Annotated in this window: 17 protein-coding genes; 7 read left to right on the top strand and 10 right to left on the bottom strand. The window is 47.2% G+C overall.

Features of this window, described 5'->3' with window-relative positions:
* Positions 1–12: 12 nt before the first annotated feature.
* Entirely contained in the window at positions 13–588 is a 576-nt protein-coding gene (locus J6600_RS05270) for a histidine phosphatase family protein (protein WP_017417397.1), read from the top strand.
* 15 nt (positions 589–603) lie between these two features.
* On the opposite strand, the gene J6600_RS05265 is transcribed toward J6600_RS05270, so the two are convergent.
* On the bottom strand, positions 604–1,482 hold the full coding sequence (locus J6600_RS05265; protein ID WP_209388068.1) for an ABC transporter substrate-binding protein: 879 nt from the start codon (positions 1,480–1,482) through the stop codon (positions 604–606).
* A gap of 489 nt (positions 1,483–1,971) precedes the next feature.
* Here J6600_RS05265 and J6600_RS05260 point away from each other — a divergent pair, with 489 nt between their 5' ends.
* Entirely contained in the window at positions 1,972–3,120 is a 1,149-nt protein-coding gene (locus J6600_RS05260; RefSeq protein WP_014417349.1) for a S8 family peptidase, read from the top strand.
* Between the two features lie 45 nt (positions 3,121–3,165).
* On the opposite strand, the gene J6600_RS05255 is transcribed toward J6600_RS05260, so the two are convergent.
* Entirely contained in the window at positions 3,166–4,416 is a 1,251-nt protein-coding gene (locus J6600_RS05255) for a M48 family metallopeptidase (protein ID WP_003155197.1), read from the bottom strand.
* A 153-nt stretch (positions 4,417–4,569) separates the two neighbouring features.
* Between J6600_RS05255 and J6600_RS05250 the strand changes: the two genes are divergently transcribed.
* Positions 4,570–4,965, top strand: coding sequence for a YhfM domain-containing protein (locus tag J6600_RS05250; RefSeq protein WP_007409201.1), 396 nt, complete (start codon positions 4,570–4,572; stop codon positions 4,963–4,965).
* 47 nt (positions 4,966–5,012) lie between these two features.
* Here J6600_RS05250 and J6600_RS05245 read toward each other — a convergent pair whose 3' ends face one another.
* From J6600_RS05245 to J6600_RS05230, 4 genes are all read right to left on the bottom strand, one after another.
* Positions 5,013–6,554 carry a fatty acid--CoA ligase family protein gene (locus J6600_RS05245; protein WP_007409202.1) on the bottom strand — a complete coding sequence of 514 codons (1,542 nt, stop codon included), beginning with the start codon at positions 6,552–6,554 and terminating at the stop codon, positions 5,013–5,015.
* Between the two features lie 131 nt (positions 6,555–6,685).
* Positions 6,686–7,330: an SDR family oxidoreductase gene (locus J6600_RS05240; RefSeq protein ID WP_209388324.1), complete on the bottom strand. Its 645-nt coding sequence runs from the start codon at positions 7,328–7,330 to the stop codon at positions 6,686–6,688.
* An 80-nt stretch (positions 7,331–7,410) separates the two neighbouring features.
* Positions 7,411–8,406 (bottom strand): lipoate--protein ligase, encoded by a 996-nt coding sequence (lplA, locus tag J6600_RS05235; protein WP_003155205.1) that lies wholly within the window; start codon positions 8,404–8,406, stop codon positions 7,411–7,413.
* 12 nt (positions 8,407–8,418) lie between these two features.
* Positions 8,419–9,153: an MBL fold metallo-hydrolase gene (locus tag J6600_RS05230; protein WP_014417345.1), complete on the bottom strand. Its 735-nt coding sequence runs from the start codon at positions 9,151–9,153 to the stop codon at positions 8,419–8,421.
* A gap of 151 nt (positions 9,154–9,304) precedes the next feature.
* Between J6600_RS05230 and yhfH the strand changes: the two genes are divergently transcribed.
* Complete coding sequence (gene yhfH / locus J6600_RS05225; RefSeq protein ID WP_012117221.1) at positions 9,305–9,445, top strand: protein YhfH; 141 nt, start codon at positions 9,305–9,307, stop codon at positions 9,443–9,445.
* Positions 9,446–9,679: 234 nt separating this feature from the next.
* Positions 9,680–10,969 carry a glutamate/proton symporter GltT gene (locus tag J6600_RS05220; RefSeq protein WP_003155211.1) on the top strand — a complete coding sequence of 430 codons (1,290 nt, stop codon included), beginning with the start codon at positions 9,680–9,682 and terminating at the stop codon, positions 10,967–10,969.
* 37 nt (positions 10,970–11,006) lie between these two features.
* Here J6600_RS05220 and J6600_RS05215 read toward each other — a convergent pair whose 3' ends face one another.
* Positions 11,007–12,038 (bottom strand): M42 family metallopeptidase, encoded by a 1,032-nt coding sequence (locus tag J6600_RS05215; protein WP_204283013.1) that lies wholly within the window; start codon positions 12,036–12,038, stop codon positions 11,007–11,009.
* A gap of 131 nt (positions 12,039–12,169) precedes the next feature.
* Here J6600_RS05215 and J6600_RS05210 point away from each other — a divergent pair, with 131 nt between their 5' ends.
* The gene (locus tag J6600_RS05210; RefSeq protein WP_095273051.1) at positions 12,170–12,388 is read left to right on the top strand and encodes a hypothetical protein; all 219 of its coding nucleotides are present in this window, start codon (positions 12,170–12,172) and stop codon (positions 12,386–12,388) included.
* Positions 12,389–12,525: 137 nt separating this feature from the next.
* Positions 12,526–13,503: a beta-ketoacyl-ACP synthase III FabHB gene (fabHB, locus tag J6600_RS05205; RefSeq protein ID WP_003155217.1), complete on the top strand. Its 978-nt coding sequence runs from the start codon at positions 12,526–12,528 to the stop codon at positions 13,501–13,503.
* A 62-nt stretch (positions 13,504–13,565) separates the two neighbouring features.
* On the opposite strand, the gene J6600_RS05200 is transcribed toward fabHB, so the two are convergent.
* From J6600_RS05200 to hemY, 3 genes are all read right to left on the bottom strand, one after another.
* A complete protein-coding gene (locus J6600_RS05200; protein ID WP_021494936.1) occupies positions 13,566–15,899 on the bottom strand; it encodes a YhgE/Pip domain-containing protein in 2,334 nt (777 codons plus the stop codon).
* Positions 15,900–15,973: 74 nt separating this feature from the next.
* Complete coding sequence (locus J6600_RS05195; protein WP_003155219.1) at positions 15,974–16,546, bottom strand: TetR/AcrR family transcriptional regulator; 573 nt, start codon at positions 16,544–16,546, stop codon at positions 15,974–15,976.
* Between the two features lie 148 nt (positions 16,547–16,694).
* Positions 16,695–18,128: a protoporphyrinogen oxidase gene (gene hemY / locus J6600_RS05190; RefSeq protein WP_014417341.1), complete on the bottom strand. Its 1,434-nt coding sequence runs from the start codon at positions 18,126–18,128 to the stop codon at positions 16,695–16,697.
* Positions 18,129–18,131: the final 3 nt, after the last annotated feature.

The following is an 18,131-nucleotide window of genomic DNA, read 5'->3' as shown; positions in this document are numbered from 1 at the left end:
AGTGGAGACTTTATGACTGCCGTTTGTTTAGTAAGACATGGAGAGACTGATTGGAATGCCCAAAAGAAGCTTCAAGGCAAATCGGATATTCCGTTAAATGCGACGGGAGAGCGTCAGGCGAAAGAAACAGGAGAGTACTTAAAGGGGTCCGAATGGGATGTCATCGTCTCAAGCCCGATGAAACGGGCCAGAAAAACAGCAGACATTATTAACGGGTTTTTGAATCTTCCCATTGTCGTCATGGAAGATTTCAGAGAACGGAGCTACGGTGATGCGGAAGGAATGTCTTTACCGGAACGGTCGAAGCGCTACCCGGATAAAAACTACCCGAACATGGAGACAGCAGAAGAGCTGACAGACAGAATGCTTGCCGGTTTAGTGAAAGTTCAGGAGCGGTTTCCTGAGCAAAAAGTACTGATCGTCGCTCACGGCGCAGCCATTCACGCCCTCTTGTCCGCCATTTCTGACGGTGATACCGACATACAAAACGCAAAGCTTGTCAATGCGTGCCTGAGCAATATCGAACGAATTGAAAATAAGTGGCGCGTCAAAGATTACAATATAAGCAGCCACCTATCAGAATCATAACAAAAAGGCCCGAATTCAGTTTTGGGCCTTTTTGGCGAGCATTTTTTTCTGAAGATCATGTAATATGGCGTCCGCACCGTCAATGCTCCGGCGCTCCGTCCATACCGCCCTGTCCGCGCGGTAAACGTGTCCGTTTTTTACGGCTGTCAGCTGTTTCCAAAGGTGATTTTTTTCGAGTTCTTTCTCACCGTCCAACAGTACGATGTAATCAGGATCGATATGCAAAAGCTGCCCGGGCGTCATTTTGATAGAGTCTGATTTCCCGCCGGAATCCGTCTGGACCGCATATGTAAACCCTGCAAGCGTCAAAAGCCGGGATGTGAAAAACCGGTCATCCTTTACGGAAATGCTGTCATTTGCAGCGTCAATTAATAAAATCGTGCCGCCTTCTGCATCCAGCTTTCTTTTGATGTCATTCAGCTTTTCTTCCTGGGCCGACAATTGTTTCTCTATGATGCCATCTTTACCGACCGCCTTTTCAATAGTAAGGGCAGCGTCAACCGCATCCTGATAATCCGCAGCTTCATTTTTTAAAGCGATTGTCGGAGCGATCTTTGTCAGCTCATGGTATATCCCCTTGTGAAGGCTTGAGTCTGCAATGATGAGATCGGGCTTTAACGAAGTGATCTTTTTCAAATCGGGATGTGACGGGAGCCCGACGGACGGACTGCCGTCGTTTCGCTCTTTCCGGTCATCCGCCGCGGCCGCCGGCTTTATGCCGAGATCATGGAGGGTATCAATAAAGCCATCATTCAATACGGCGACGCGATGTGGGTGCGCAGCCACATGCGCCGTCCCTAGATCATGCCTGACGGCGGTTTCATGTTCCTGTTCTGAGCATCCCGTTATGAAGAGAACGGATAAGATCATCAGCATACTGAAAATTGGTTTCATCTGTTCCCCCTCTTTCATTTTTCCGCAATTATATCATTGACAATATAAGTATCAATGATATTCATTATCATTATTTTTATAAAATGGTTTCACTGCTTTTCTCCGTCAAGAAAGCCGAAGACTGATTCATGCCGGCCGCTTTATTTCATTCCGCTTTCGTTTCCATCAGACTTCTGCATTCAACAAAAGGTGACATTTATCCTGTTTTTGCCGCAGCTTCCAAAAATGGAATCAAACCGTTCGACCCAGCAAACAAGAGAGCGATCGCGGCTGTGTACAAATACTCATGTCCTTCCATCGGTTTTTTCCATTAAAATTTAAATATTTCGGGTTCCTATTAAACGAAAGAGAGATGATATACCTAAATAGAAATAAAACAAACTGAAAAAAATTGGGTCTACTAAAATATTATTCCATGCTATACAATTAATCCACAGAATAATCTGTCTATTGGTTGTTCTGCAAATGAAAAAAAGGAGAGGATAAAGAGTGAGAGGCAAAAAGGTATGGATCAGTTTGCTGTTTGCTTTAGCGTTAATCTTTACGATGGCGTTCGGCAGCACGTCTCCTGCCCAGGCGGCAGGGAAATCAAACGGGGAAAAGAAATACATTGTCGGATTTAAACAGACAATGAGCACGATGAGCGCCGCTAAGAAAAAAGATGTCATTTCTGAAAAAGGCGGGAAAGTGCAAAAGCAATTCAAATATGTAGACGCAGCTTCAGCTACATTAAATGAAAAAGCCGTAAAAGAGCTGAAAAAAGACCCTAGCGTCGCTTACGTTGAAGAAGATCACGTTGCACAGGCGTACGCGCAGTCCGTGCCTTACGGCGTATCACAGATTAAAGCCCCTGCTCTGCACTCTCAAGGCTTCACCGGATCAAATGTTAAAGTAGCGGTTATCGACAGCGGTATCGATTCTTCTCATCCTGATTTAAAGGTAGCAGGCGGAGCCAGCATGGTTCCTTCTGAAACAAATCCTTTCCAAGACAACAACTCTCACGGAACTCACGTTGCCGGTACAGTTGCGGCTCTTAATAACTCAGTCGGTGTATTAGGCGTTGCGCCAAGCGCATCTCTTTACGCTGTAAAAGTTCTCGGCGCTGACGGTTCCGGCCAGTACAGCTGGATCATTAACGGAATTGAGTGGGCGATCGCAAACAATATGGACGTTATTAACATGAGCCTCGGCGGACCTTCTGGTTCTGCAGCGTTAAAAGCGGCAGTTGACAAAGCCGTTGCTTCCGGCATCGTAGTCGTTGCGGCAGCCGGTAACGAAGGCACTTCCGGCAGCTCAAGCACAGTGGGCTATCCTGGTAAATACCCTTCTGTCATTGCGGTAGGCGCTGTTAACAGCAGCAACCAACGAGCATCTTTCTCAAGCGTAGGTTCTGAGCTTGATGTCATGGCACCAGGCGTCTCTATCCAAAGCACGCTTCCTGGAAACAAATACGGCGCGTACAATGGTACGTCAATGGCATCTCCGCACGTTGCCGGAGCGGCTGCTTTGATTCTTTCTAAGCACCCGAACTGGACAAACACTCAAGTCCGCAGCAGTTTAGAAAACACCACTACAAAACTTGGTGATGCTTTCTACTACGGAAAAGGGCTGATCAACGTACAGGCGGCAGCTCAGTAAAACATAAAAAAACCGGCGTCGGCCATGGCCCCGCCGGTTTTTTTATTATTTTTCTTCCTCCGCATGTTCAATCCGCTCCATGATCGACGGGTGGCTCCCTCTGAAAATTTTGACGAGAAACGGCGGGTTGACCCGGCTCAGTCCCGTATCGGCCAAGTCCTGAAACGTCTCAATCGCCGCTTCCCGGTTTCCGGTCAGCTCGATGCCGTAGCGGTCGGCGGCGTTTTCCTGATACCGGGAGACGGCATTCGTAATCGGATCAGAAGCAAAACTGAGAACGGATATGAGCAGCAATAACAGCGGGAGGGCGGCCAGATCTTCAGGCCCCTTTATATGAAGCATTCGGCCGAAGAATTTGGACAGCCGCTTATAAAGCTTGTCAATGATATAGAACCCGGCTAATGACAGCAGGAGATACCCGGCCAGTCCGATGTACACGTGCTTCATCACATAGTGCCCCATCTCATGCCCCATAATGAACAAAATTTCCCGATCCTTCAGTTTGTTAAGCGTCGTATCCCACAAAACGATTCGCTTATTCGAACCGATCCCCGTCACATACGCATTCAGCGCATTCGTTTTCTCCGACATATTTACTTCATAAACATGGCTGGCCGGAATATCGGCCTTGTCGGCAAGCGACAAAATTTTGCTTTCCAGCTCCTTGTCTTTCAGCGGATAGAAATCATTGTATAAAGGATCAATCACGACCGGCTGCAGGAAAAACAAAAACAGGGTAAACGGCACAGTAAGACACCAAGCGTAAAACCACCATTTTTTTGTATGCTTTGTGATCAGCCAGTAAAACACAAGCACACACACGGCAAACAGCGGAAAGCTGATCCAGAAATCAATGACATGGTCTCTTATCCAGCTTGCTGCTGTCTGCGTCGAAATATGATACGCAAGCGAAACCCGATATCCGATCCACTCAAGCGGAAGCGAAGCCGCCGTAACGATGAGTGAAATCACAAATACGAAGCTTACGATTTGCAGCACCCGAAAGCGCACCGCTGCTTCCAGCCAATGCTTTATTTTTTTGGCAAGCCCCGTAATGAGCAGCAGAAAAAATAAAAACCAATCTAACGGCGCTCCGATGAAAAATAAAAAATCCTTTACATTTGAAAAGTTTTCAGCGGCTGCCAGGCGGCCCGGGTCCATAAACGAGGACGGATCGGCTTTCGTTCCCTTTACGGCCTCCGGGACGGCGGAGTCTCCTGTCATAAAGAAATACCAATAGAAAAAAAGGCCGTACAGCACATAGGCAAGCCCCGCTGCCGCTATCCATTTGCGCATGGAAGTCTCCCTCCTTAGCCTTATGACTTACTCCTATTGTAAGCATAAATGCAAATAAATAGAACCAAGCCTCCAAACGGATGTTAATCTTTTCACAACAGAAAAGAATGGAACAACAGGAAGCGGGAAAGACTAAAAGACGGAGTGATGAATATGAAAAAAATAATTGCGTTTATTGTAGTAATCGCCCTTTTGGTTATTGCTTTCTTCTATGTATACAGCCGGACCGGCGATGTGTTTCCATCAAGCAACGCAGATCTGATTATTCTGTCTGAGCACGGAAAAAAAGAAATCAAAATTAAAGACAGGCAGAATGTAAAAGATATGCTCGATATCTTGAACCAAGGAAAACAAGTCAAACTGACCAAAAGCGTGTCTCCCGATTACGACGGAACGGTCAAATATCATGAAGACCGTTTTGATTCATTCAGCATGTGGCTCGAAGGCGGCAATTATATGATGTACAAGTATAAAAACACGTATTACAAACTGACCCGGCATGATACGAAGCTTGTGCAAAGCATCATTAAGGAAGAATCGCAGAGCTGACCGGATCAGCATGTAAAAGCGAAGCCCCCGGCTTCGCTTTTCGTCCGTCATTTCGGAAGCATGTCCCGGACCGCCCGTCTCAGCAGCTTCCCGGTCGCATTCTTCGGAATCTCATCAAGAAAAACCACTTCCGCCGGCCGTTTATATTTTGCCAAATGTGTTTCACAGTAATCAAAAACCGCCTGCTCTGTCAGCTCACCGTCCCCAGGCACTATATAAGCATGCACCGCTTCCCCCGTTTTGGCGTCAGGAACGCCGATGACCACGGCTTCTTTAATGCCCTCATGGCTGTAGAGCACTTCTTCTACTTCGCGCGGATAGACGTTGTATCCGCCGACGAGAATCATATCTTTTTTTCTGTCGACGATATAAAAATAACCGTCTTCGTCGCGCTTCGCCAAATCACCCGTGTACAGCCAGCCGTCTTTCAGCGCGTGCTCCGTCTCCTCGGGCATCTTGTAATAGCCTTTCATCACATTCGGCCCTTTCACGATCAATTCTCCCACTTGATGGTCGGGCAATTCGCGTCCGAGTGTATCGACGACTTTATTTTCGACATGTAAAATATTCGTCCCGATCGAGCCGGGCTTTCTCCCCCGGTCAAACGGATTAAAACAAGTAACCGGAGACGCTTCAGAAAGTCCGTACCCCTCCAGAATGGTGACGTCAAAGGTTTGTTCAAACGTCTGCAACAGAGCGACCGGCATGGAGGCGCCGCCTGAAATGCACAGTCTGACGGACGCAAAATCCTCCGCCTTGCCGTGCTCGTATTGATACAGATAGTTATACATCGTCGGAACGCCGGCAAAAATGGTTGCCTGACGGCTTTTAATCAGTTTAAACACAGAAGCCGGGCTGAATTGCGGCTCGATTAAGACACACGCTCCGCTCATCAGAGGCGCATTCATACAAACGGTTAAACAAAAAACGTGAAACATCGGCAATGCCGCCACAATTTTGTCTTTCTCATTCATTCCTAAGTATCCGGCGACATCATTTGCATTGGAGAAAAGATTCTGATGGGTGAGCATGGCGCCTTTCGGTTTTCCGGTCGTCCCTGAGGTGTATAAAATGACGGCAGTATCATCTTTTGACAATGTCGGATAAGTTCTGCTGCGCTCCGCCGGGCGAAGCATTTTTGTAAACGTTGTCATTTTTAAGCGCAATTGAGGGTCTTCTGTCGATGGAGCGTTCTCTGCTGTCTGGCTGATAATGATATGCTCCAGCAGCGGCAGCGAGCCGTGCAGGCTTTCAAATACGGGAATTAATAGATCGATGCCGGCGATCGCTTTGACATCGCCGTTTTTCAGCATGTATGCGATTTCTGAAGGTGTATATGCCGGATTAACAGGTATGACGACAATTCCCGCTTTTAACGCGCCGAAAAACGCAATAACAAAGTCAGGCGTATTTCCGAGCAGCAGCGCGAGATGATCCCCTTTTTTCAGTCCCCTGTCCTCCAAGCCGTTTGCAAATGCTTTGATTTTACCTGCCAGCTCCTCATACGTCATGTACTGATCTTGAAACAGACAAGCTGGTTTTTCCGGTTTCTGCGATGCCGTTTCTTCCAATTTGGAAACCAGATTCATTTTCCCACCCCTTTAAAAATGTAATGAATGAATAGTCATTCATTTATCCGGAATAAACGTTCACTTTTATTATAGAAAAATATAGAAAAACACTCAAGGGCAAAAAGCCCCGAGTGCCGTAAAACCGGAAACTATAATTGTTTCAGCGCTTCACTGACCGGCGTGCCGCCCGCCGTCAGATCGAATGCTTTTTCATACGTATTCGGTTCATCAAGGGATGCGATAACGGTCTTGGCGACATCGTCTCTTGAAATGGAGCCTCTTTCTAAATCGGCCGCGGCTTTGATATTTCCCGTGCCGGGATCATTTAATAACCCGCCCGGCCGGATAATCGTATACGTCAGACCGCTCGCTTCAAGAATTTTATCCGCATAATGCTTTGCGGCGTAATACGGCTTCAGCGCTTCATTCCAATTGCCGCGGTTATGAGCCTGAAGGGCGCTTACCATAATGAACCGCTTGATGCCGGCTTTCTTTGCCGCTTCTATCGCTTTCGCGGCTCCGTCAAGATCAATCAAAAGCGTCTTATCGTATCCGGTGCTTCCTCCTGATCCGGCGGTAAACACAATCGCGTCACAGCCTTCGGCGGCTTTCGCGATGTCTTCCGGGCTTCCTTCCAAATCTGCAAGAACGGCTTCTGTTCCCACGGCTTGAAGCGCTTCTTTCTGCTCTTGTTTCCGGACCATCGCCCGCAGCGTATGCGTGCCGTCTTTTTGAAACAGCCCGGTCAGCCGCTGTCCGATCTGTCCGTTTGCTCCGATGAGAAATACTTTCATCATGATCCCTCCCCATTCATTATGGTTCTATCATTTCACAAAAACGGGCGCTGATTCAAATCATGCGTTCGGCAAATGTTCTAATAAATCAGCTCGAGGAAATCTTCCAGCTCTATTTTGCCGAAATACTGTTTCAGATCGATTCCGGCCAGCGCCTCCCTAATAGCGGTTCGGTCATACTGTTTTCCGGTCAGTGCCTGTTCGACTTCACTCACATCTTTCGCACCGAAGAAATCACCGAAAATTTTGCAGTCCTGAATGATTCCTTTTTTCACTTCAAGACGCAGATCAATCGATCCGACCGGATAACGTTTCGAATGCTGAAGATTAAATGCGGGCGACCTTCCGAAATTCCAGTCCCAGTTTTGATAGCGCTCTTCGGAAATCTTCCGGATCGCTTTCCAGTCTTCATCGGTCAGTTTATATTCCGGCACTTCGGAAAGATCATTTGTATTAAAAATATGGTGAAGCAGGTGCTTTTTGAATTCGTCCGCCGTCATTTTGTCATCAAGAAACTCGCTGATGTTGGCGACACGGCTTCTGATTGACTTAATGCCTTTTGATTCGATTTTGTCCTTTTTCACTTTCAAGGCTGATACAACATGATCAATGGCGGAATCCAGCATTAATGTTCCGTGGCTGAAAATACGCCCTTTCGTCGAAAATTGAGCGTTGCCGGAAATTTTTCTGCCGTCCGCGACGATGTCGTTTCGGCCGCTTAATTCAGCTTCCACACCGAGCTGGCGCAGCGCCTGAATAACGGGTTCGGTGAATTTTTTAAAATTGTGAAAGCTGTCCCCGTCATCCTTGGTGATAAAACTGAAATTCAGATTCCCGAGGTCATGGTAAACCGCACCGCCTCCTGACAGCCTGCGGACGACGATGATTCCGTTATCTTCTACGTATTTCGTATTGATTTCTTCTATTGTGTTTTGGTTCTTCCCGATGATAATCGACGGCTGATTGACATAAAACAGCAGGTATGTCTGTTCAGGGTCGAGATGCTTCACGCAATATTCCTCGATCGCGAGGTTGATCCTCGGGTCGGTTATGTTTTGATTGTCGATAAATAACATGGTGCTCCTCCTTTATTTCTCCCACTTCAATCCGGAAGCGGCGATTGTCACTTCGCCCCCGAACACGGATTCCGCTTCTTCTTTCAGCTTCCGGTGCTCGCCGAAATGAGGCAGATGCGTGAGAATCAGCTCCCCCGCTCCGGCCTCCTTCGCGATACGTCCGGCTTCCAAACTGTTCATATGGCCGGCTGACGTGCCGTCCTGGTCTGCGTAAAAATTGCACTCACAGATCAGCAGATCGGCATTTTCCGCAAACGGGATAAACGCGTCCTGGTAGCTTGAATCAGCCGTATACACAACAGAAGCTGAACCGTCAGTAATCCGCATCGCATAACAAGTGACCGGATGCACCGTTTTCAGAAAGGTAATGGTGAACGGCCCGGCAGAAAGCGGGCGGTCCGGCTGATAGGCCACTCCTTTTGTATGCGATTTATATGTAAGACGCTCAAACTGTTCTATATCAGCATCATGCCCGTAAATCGGCAGTGCATGCGTCCCTTTTCCGAGAAAGGAGCCGACCTGTTTGGCAAATTGAAGCGGCCCGATATCAGCGATGTGATCATGATGATAATGGGACAAAATGACGGCATCAAGCTCTTCTGCCGGAACATAGGCAAACAGCTTTGATAATACGGCGCTTCCGCAATCGACGAGCAGAGAATAGCCGCCGGACTGAAACAGATAGCCTGAAGTTGCTTCGTTTGCGGCCGGAAACCCGCCGCAGCATCCAATAACTGTAACTTTCATATAATCCTCCGAATGTTTATGATAAAAAGTTCCTTTCCTCCAATATACCTATTTTTCGTACAAATTGCATGTTTTAAACATTGTGCCAAAACAGCCGTTGATTTTCTCAAACTGTTATAATACAATGTAAAGACAAAACAATGAAAGAGGGATGGGTATGTTGGAAAAGATGTCGGATTTTTTCAGAAATTTACCCGGTAAGAAATGCGAAGAATGCGGAAATGAGATTGTTGAGCAGTATGAGTGTCACATTAATTTGTGTAATGACTGCTTGAAAATTAAGGATATGTGACAATAGGGCGCCGCACAATTCTAAGTTGTGCGGCGCCCGTTTTTTTCGTCCGTCATCATACTTTCTGAATAGGGCGTTATTCACCATTATTAGCAATTATCTGTACGTTTTAAAATATTCAGTATTTTCAATCTATATTTTTCTATAGACGGATTGTTTTCTTTTCTATTATAATTTGTTCTAATAGCTATCTTTTTAGATACTTATTGCACTTTTTTCTTCGGGAGGTAATCTATGAAAAAATTACGCTTTGGACTAGCGACGCAAATTTTCGTCGGACTCATACTAGGGGTTGTAGTCGGTGTCATCTGGTACGGCAATCCCGCCATTCCAACATATTTACAGCCTATCGGCGATTTGTTTTTACGCTTAATCAAAATGATAGTGATTCCAATTGTCGTCTCCAGCTTAATCATCGGCGTTGCCGGCGCGGGAAGCGGAAAACAAGTCGGAAAATTAGGCTTCAAAACGATTTTGTATTTTGAGATCATTACTACTTTTGCCATTATTCTCGGGCTGGCTTTGGCGAATCTGTTTCATCCGGGAACAGGCGTTAATATACATGAAGCTCAAAAGACAGATATCAGTCAATATGTTGAAACAGAAAAAGAACAAAATAACAAATCTATCGCAGACACATTCCTGCATATCGTACCGACAAACTTCTTCCAATCATTAGCCGAAGGAGATCTGCTTGCCATTATCTGCTTTACCGTGCTGTTTGCACTCGGCATCTCGGCAATCGGTGAAAAAGGAAAGCCTGTCTTGGCCTTCTTTGAAGGTGTTTCTCATGCGATGTTCCATGTTGTGAACCTGGTCATGAAAGTTGCGCCGTTTGGTGTTTTTGCGTTGATTGGTGTTACCGTTTCCAAATTTGGGCTCAGTTCCCTGCTTTCACTCGGTAAACTGGTCGGTTTAGTATATGTAGCTTTGGCTTTCTTTCTCATTGTTGTATTCGGAATCGTCGGAAAGCTTGCCGGAGTAAACATTTTCAAATTCCTCGCCTATATGAAGGATGAAATTTTATTAGCGTTCAGTACGTCAAGCTCCGAAACCGTACTCCCCCGCGTTATGGAAAAAATGGAGAAAATCGGCTGTCCGAAAGGTATTGTTTCCTTTGTTGTGCCGATCGGATATACCTTTAACTTAGACGGATCTGTGCTGTACCAATCTATCGCCGCTTTATTCCTCGCTCAGGTATACCACATTGACTTGTCCATTTGGCAGCAGATTACCCTTGTGCTTGTCTTGATGGTCACTTCCAAAGGAATGGCTGCCGTGCCCGGGACTTCTTTCGTCGTCCTGCTTGCGACATTAGGCGCATTCAACATTCCTGCAGAAGGCCTTGCATTCATCGCCGGGGTTGACCGGATTATGGACATGGCCCGTACGGTCGTCAATCTGACCGGAAACGCGCTGGCATCCGTTGTGATGTCAAAATGGGAAGGCCAGTATGATCCCGTTAAAGGCGCGAAGGTCATGAGCCTCGCCAAAACAGAACAAAACACAACCATCTCAGGTTAAAAAAACCCTGCACGGAATGATTTCCGCGCAGGGTTTTTTATGCCATCGGCGATAGAACGTACCGGTGCAAAAGCTTCGCCGTATTAAGAAGCGATAACTCATGCGTGCGTTCAAAAGCGTGTGAAGCGTCAATTCCCGGGCCGATCAGCCCGTGGACGATGTCATGGCCCGAACGGATGGCTGCTGAGGCATCAGAACCGTAATACGGATAAATATCAAGCTGATAATCAATGCCATAGCGCTCCGCAAGCCCGGCCAGATGTTTTCTGAGCTGATAATGGTACGGGCCGCTCGCATCCTTCACGCAAATGGAGACGGTATATTCATCCGTAGACTGGCCGTCGCCGATCGCTCCCATATCAACAGCCAAGTATTCGACGGTCTCAGGAGGAATGTTGGAATTGCCGCCGTAGCCGATTTCTTCATTATTAGAAATCAGAAAATGCGTCGTATACGGAAGTTCGATTTTCTCTTCCGTGATGCGGCGGATTAAATTCAAGAGCAGAGCCACGCTCGCTTTGTCATCAAGATGACGGGACTTAATAAAGCCGCTCGGCGTAATCTGCACACGCGGGTCAAATGAGATGAAATCGCCGACCCTGATGCCGAGATCGGACGTCTCTTCCTTCGTCCGGACAGGCTCATCAAGGCGGACTTCCATATTCTCCTGATTCCGCTCTGCCTTGCCGGCGTCCTTGTAGACGTGCACTGAAGTCTGATGCATTAAGATGGTGCCTGTATAGGTTTTGCCGGAAGAAGTTTGGATCTCGCAATATTCCCCTTCAATCGAGTTATATCGGAAGCCGCCGATCAAATCAATCTTCAGCCGGCCGTCCGCCTTTATCTCCTTTACCATCGCGCCGAGCGTATCGACATGCGCCGTCAGCAATCTGTGTTTCTTGTCATCACGGCCGGGAATTGTGACAAAAAGACCGCCTTTGCGGTTTCTGTAAGAGGAGACGCCCCATTCTTTTAAAAGACTTTCTGTATAGGCGATAACCTCGTATGTATTGCCCGTCGGACTCGGAATCGACACCAATTCTTTAATCAGTTCCATCGTATGTTTCATATTTTCCACAGGTCATTCCTCCTATCAATTTTATTCTTCTTAAAATATACTCTTTTGATCCATAACCCGTCCAATCTTTTCCTTCTCTTTTTTCATAGAATGAAGGGAGCATGAGCATAGGAGGGAAATGTATGATCAGCCGTAAACCGCACAAGCGGAAAAGATTTCATAATGATTGGTTTGAGGATTGGTTTGAGGATAATTGGTCTGGTGCAGCCTTCTGGGGCTGTAAAAAAGAAAAAGATCACTGTAAAAAGAAAAAAGAAGACCCTTGTAAAAAGAAGAAAGAAAAAAAGAAGAAAGATAAAAAGAAGCATCATCATTCATGTTGCCGCTGCCGTCATTGGTAATCGTTCACACAAGCCCGTTTTACAAATAGATTCTCATGCTCCCCAAACAGCGGATGCTGCTTGGGTTTTTTTTATTAAAATTAGTACCAAGTAATAATATCAGGTGTTATAATCTGATATAAAGGAGTGATTTTTTCATGTCAAAATCTAAAATTACAGCAATCGGTACATATGCTCCGGCACGCCGATTAACAAACGCGGATTTGGAGCGCATCGTCGATACATCTGATGAATGGATCGTCCAGCGCACCGGTATGAAGGAAAGACGCATTGCCGGCGAACATGAATTCACATCGGATTTGTGTGTGGAAGCGGTGAAAAATCTTGCAGAACGATACAGCGGAACTCTTGATGATGTCGATATGATCCTTGTCGCCACAACGACGGCGGACTATGCGTTTCCAAGCACCGCGGCACGCGTGCAGGCTTACTTCGGCTGGCCGCACACGGGGGCGCTTGATATTAATGCCACATGCGCCGGACTCACTTACGGCCTTCAGCTCGCAGACGCATTAATTACCGCCGGTTCCCATCAAAAAGTGATTGTCATTGCCGGTGAAACATTATCAAAGGTAACGGATTATACTGACCGGACGACCTGCGTTCTTTTCGGAGACGCTGCAGGCGCCCTATTGGTGGAACGCGATGAATCAGCGCCGGGCTTTTTGGCAGCCGTGCAAGGAACAGCGGGAGGAAGCGCGGACGTGCTGTATCGCACCGGACTGAGCGCAGAATTAAACGGCGAGCCGCTTAAAGGCGGAGGAAACATGGTGCAAAACGGGCGCGAAGTATATAAATGGGCGGCCAGAACCGTGCCTGAGGAATGCAATGCCCTTTTAGAAAAAGCCGGCTTTTCAAAAGACGATCTGGATTGGTTCGTTCCTCACAGCGCCAACATGCGGATGATCGAATCCATCTGTGAAAAACTGCCCTTCCCGCTTGAACGGACATTGACAAGCGTTGAATATTACGGCAACACTTCATCGGTTTCTATTATTCTCGCTTTGGATGAAGCTGTGAAAGCAAAAAAACTGTCGGAAGGCCAGACGCTGGTATTATTCGGGTTCGGCGGAGGATTGACGTATACCGGACTGTTGGTGAGATGGGGATTTTAATAGCACGACGATCGAAATCTAAAAAAAAGAGGCCCTGACCATCTGCTCAGAGCCTCTTTTTCTTATGCTGTTATTTCTTCTTCCGTTTTGTGTTCTTTTTTGCTTTGCACCGTAAAATACACGATGGTCAGCGCGATCATGACAACGGCGATGCCCAACAGAATGGATGCCTGCTGCCACATATAGCCGTAATCGCCATTTGAAATGACGGCGCGGAACCCGTTGATGCTGTAAGTCATCGGCAGTGCCCCGTGAATCACTTGATAGAATCCCGGCAGGAGTTCAAGCGGGAAGGTTCCTCCGCTTGCCCCGAGCTGGAGCACCAGAATGATGACAGCGATAAAACGTCCCGGATTCCCCATCGTTGTCGCCAATAATTGAATCATAGACAGGAACGCGATGCTGGTAATCATCGTAAAGAGATAGAATCTCCAAGTGCTCTCCACATCAAGCCCGATTCCTTTCAACAGAACCGTGGCGACAATAACGGATTGAATCAGTCCGACGAGCAGAATAACGCTGAATTTGCTGAGGAACCATTCAAAACCGTTTCTCGGACGCCCTGAAGCTTCACTCAGAGGGAACACGACCGTCAGCATCAATCCGCCGACATACAAGCCCATAGAGAGAATATAAGGCGTCAGTCCGGTACCGTAGTTAGGCACGGAATGAATCGCGTTATCGTCCGTTTTTACCGGATCGGCAAACATGCTGTACGTTTTGTCATCTGTCTTAATGTCCCCGGTTTGATCGGCCGCATCTTTCAGCTGGCTGGACAATTGTCCGGTGCCGTCTAAAAGCTTGCTTAAACCGGTGCCGAGAGACGCTTGACCCTGCTCAATTTTGGACGAGCCGTCATGGATTTTGTTTTGCGCGTCCAGCAGTTTCGTTAAGCCGCCTGATACTTGGCCGCTCCCTGACACTAACGCTTCTGATCCTGATTTGAGCTGTCCGAACTTGCTGTTGTATTCGCCGATGCCGGCCGTCAGTTTGTTTTGGCTTTCAAAGACGGTCTGCGCTCCGCTGTACAATTTATCAGTTCCCGCTGTCAGCTGGTTAATCGCGTCTTGTACCGCCGCTGCGCCGTTATACAGTTTCGATGTGGACTGAGGCAGTGCTTTCAGCTGATCAGCCTTCGCTTTTACATCTTTGAGCGCGCTTTTTATGACTGACATATCCGGAAGCTGAATATCTCCGCCGGACGGAAGCTGGCTGACGATATTGTCTAAATCCGGAAGGTCGGCCTTCGGAAGCTTCTCATTCAGTAGCTGAACAAGTTTCGCTTTTTGCTCATCCGTTAAGAAATCACTGTCCTTAATCACCTTTTTGACCGCGTCATCCCGGGCATCCAGGTTGTTTTTCAGATCAGAAAGCTTCTTCTTAAACTGCTGCAGGTCCTTTTCAGTCTGCTCGAGCTGCCCAACCGCGTTTTCAATGTCTGACAGGTTGACTGAATTGATCGCATCTTCAAATGCCGCCGCTTTTTGCGACACTTCCTGCGCCTTGCTGTTTAACGCGCTTAATCCATTCGTTAAATCCGGAAGCTTTTGCTGGAGCTGCTTTTGTGCGTCAAGGCTCGTTTTCAGCCCGCTGGCCACTTGGCCTCCTCCTGAAGCAATCTGTCCTGATTTATCTTGAATTTCGGCGCTTGCGCTCTGAAGTTTTGCGATAGAGCTGTCAAGCGTTTGAATTCCGCTTGTCACTTTCGCCGCTCCGTCTGCAAGCTGCTGTGTTTTATCGCTGATGGTGGCGGTGCTTTCAGTAAGCTTCGCTAAATTTTCCTTCAGCTTGGCGCTGCCGTCTTTCGCGTTTTTCGTGCCGTCGTCTATTTTCTTGGCTCCGCTGCTGGCTTTGCCGAGCCCTTTGGCAATATCTTTAAAGTTATCAAAAATGACTTTTGCGTATTGCTCTGTCACTTCTTTCGACACGGAGGCTTTCAGTTTGTCGATCGCCTTTTCCCCGATTGTCGCGCCGACATAGTTTGATCCGGCATTCGTATGATATTTCAGATCCAGCTTCTTCGGATTTTTATCCATTACCGTGCTGGCGTTTTTCGAAAAATCTTCAGGAATCTCGACCAATAAATAATATTTAGCATTTAATAAGTCCTTTAACGATTGATCAAGATCGCTTGAAAAATGCCAATCAAAATTATCATTTTTCTTTAACTCTTTCACAAGATCGTCACCGATCTGAAGATGTTTCCCTTCGTAGTCCGCCCCTTTATCCTGGTTGACAACGACAACCGGCAGCTGATCCACCGTGCCGTACGGGTCCCAGTACGCCTTCAAAAACACTCCGCTGTAGATCAGCGGAACGAATAATATGGCAATGATGGGGATTAACAGTTTCTTGTTCGTTACAATGTCTTTCCACTGGCTTTTTATTGTATTCAACCCTGTTGCCTCCTTCCGCAAACTGACTCATTTGACAAAACGGTCACGGCACCTAAAAAGTGAAGGATCATCTATTATTTAGATAATCCTTGACCAACATACATTTCCAGCAATTCGGCGATCGTCTCTTTTTCAAGAGGCGGATGGTTTTTTTCCCAGTCAAATATCAGGGCGATGTAGAGCTTGAGCATCACAAAAGCGGTCAGTTCCGGATCACACGGTTTAATGCTTCCGTTTTCAATGGCTGTTTCTATCTTTTCTTTAATGTATGACAGAATGGCCCGCTCCATTTTCGCAATGACATCCTGAACGGCTATTGTACCAATCTCGGCGTTCTCCTGAAAAATTTTAATAGTCAGCTGGTGTGTTTTTCTGAATTCCAAAATCGCGACAAGCGCCCGGTGGACATTTTCGTGAAATGAAAGCTCCGGTTTCATCGCTTCGTCTGCGTGTTCCTTCATTTCTCTTAAAATAGTGGTGAAAATATCATCAAACAGTTCTTCTTTGTTTTTGAAAAACGTGTAGATGGTTCCCTTCCCCACATTTGCAAGCTTTGCCACCAGATCCATTGTCGTTGCTTTGTAGCCGAATTGTGTAAAAGACTTCGTTGCCGCTTCCAGAATGAGCTTTTTCCGATCGACGGACATGTTTCCCACCTCGTTAAATTGACCGTTTGAACGTTTTAGTCATTTTGTACATAAGATAACTTATCACAGTCGCAAAGAAGATTCAAATGTTTTTTCTCTTTATTGGTGTTCCCTTTACAGAACGGGAACATGCAAAAAAACCTCCGTTTTACGATAACGGAGGCTGGTACGTTTCAAATAAATAAGCCAGTGAATCATATACGGCGGCTTTTCCCTGGTCGATACAGTCGGGGATGCCCACCCCTTCGAATGACGCGCCCGTCGCGTATACGCCCGGATAGGAAGCTTTCAGCGCATCTCTGAACTCTTTGATGCGCTCCTTATGGCCGACATGGTATTGCGGCATGCTTTCGTTCCAGCGGGTCACACAGGTCATTTCCGGTTCGCCATTCATTTTCATTACTTTTTTCAAATCTTCCATTACGATTTTAATGATCTCGTTATCTGAAAGATCTACGATGGATTCATCTCCGGCCTTTCCGACGTACGCCCTGAGAAGCGTTTTGCCCTCCGGCGCCGCGTGCGGCCATTTTTTATTCGTCCATGTGCAGGCCGTGATGGAGAAGTCGCTGTTTCTAGAGATAACGAAGCCCGTACCTTCATGCTCCATCTTGACGGCTCCCTCAGGAAAACCTAAGGCGACGTTGGCAACGGACGTAGAATGCATGTCTTTGAGACATGAAACCGCCGGCAGATCAGAAAGCATTTTCGCCGCGGCTTTATGCGGGGCTGTCACTATGCATCCTTCCGCATAGAGCACTTTGCCGTTATCAAGCGTCACGGAATATCCTTTCTCCTCGCGGCCGATATGGGTGACTTTCGTTCCTTTCATCACCTTTGTCAGCGTAAGCTGTTTTTCCAGCTCCTCCACCAACGTTTGAAGCCCTGTCGTCAGCGTTAAAAACTGGCCCTGCTTTTTGGCCGTCAGTTGCTGTCCCGAAGGCTGCGGACGTGATTTTTTCATGCCGAGAATCAGGCTTCTGTGCTTTTGCTCAGTCTGATAGAATTGCGGAAACGTGGACATGAGGCTCAGCTTATCAATATCTCCGGCATAAATCCCTGATAATAGCGGTTCTATTAAATTCTCAACGACTTCGTCACCGACGCGTCTGCGGAAAAATTCACCCAGAGACTGATCTTCCTTCGGTTTGCTCGCAGGCAGGACAAAGTCAAGCGCCGCCCGCGCTTTTCCGGGAACAGAAAATAAACCGGTGGAGATGAACGGAGCGATTTTGGTCGGAATGCCCATCACCGCGCCCTTCGGCATCGGATGAAGCGTCTCGTTGACGAGCACGTAAGACTGTCCGGTCGCATTGTTGACGAGCAGATGCTCAAGCCCCAAATCCTTGACGAGCTGCGGCGCGCTTTTTTTCCTTTCCAAAAAAGAATCCGGCCCCCGCTCAATGATGTAGCCGTCTTTATGCGCCGTCTGAATTTTGCCGCCGGCTCTCGGGCCCGCTTCGATCAGGGTGACCTCAAGCGGCAGCTGTTTTTCTTTGATTTCTTTTTCCATGTAGAAGGCGGCGGCTAATCCCGTTATGCCGCCGCCGATGATGACCAGATGTTTTTTATCGCCACTCATTTT

The sequence above is a fragment of the Bacillus sp. LJBV19 genome, assembly GCF_017797845.1.
In the GTDB taxonomy this organism is placed as follows: Bacteria; Bacillota; Bacilli; order Bacillales; family Bacillaceae; genus Bacillus; species Bacillus velezensis.
This window is presented reverse-complemented; position numbering and strand designations above follow the sequence as displayed.